Origin of the sequence: Psychrobacter sp. W2-37-MNA-CIBAN-0211 (genome assembly GCF_040309405.1) — a bacterium.
GTDB classification, from domain to species: Bacteria; Pseudomonadota; Gammaproteobacteria; order Pseudomonadales; family Moraxellaceae; genus Psychrobacter; species Psychrobacter glaciei.
In genome coordinates this window covers 1-269 of sequence record NZ_JBEOOU010000229.1, presented here as the reverse complement: position 1 = coordinate 269, position 269 = coordinate 1, and the positions used below count along the sequence as shown (strand labels likewise).

Genomic DNA, 269 nt, shown 5'->3' with positions numbered 1-269 from the left:
ATACTGAGGTTATTAAACTATCAGAAATGGGACGAAAGTATGCACTTTGCTCAGCTGTACGAACATCTTGTTATGGTCGGCAAAGCTTGGCTTGAGCCTCGTTATCTATTCTATGCAGCCGCTGAATATCTAGCAACGCATAGAATTGCCATCCCTAAATATACTGTCTTACAAAAGCTTATCAGTCGTGTTATCCAACAGGTCAAGAAGGCGTTAAATAATAAGCTTCGTATTCATGTTTCATCTGAACTACACGGATTTCTAAATAC

At 39.0% G+C, this 269-nt stretch carries 1 protein-coding gene; it reads left to right on the top strand.

Translation table 11 applies throughout. The features are described 5' to 3' along the window. Positions 1-269: DUF4158 domain-containing protein (locus AAEY72_RS15020; protein ID WP_352311359.1), on the top strand; the 269-nt coding region annotated here is incomplete at both ends.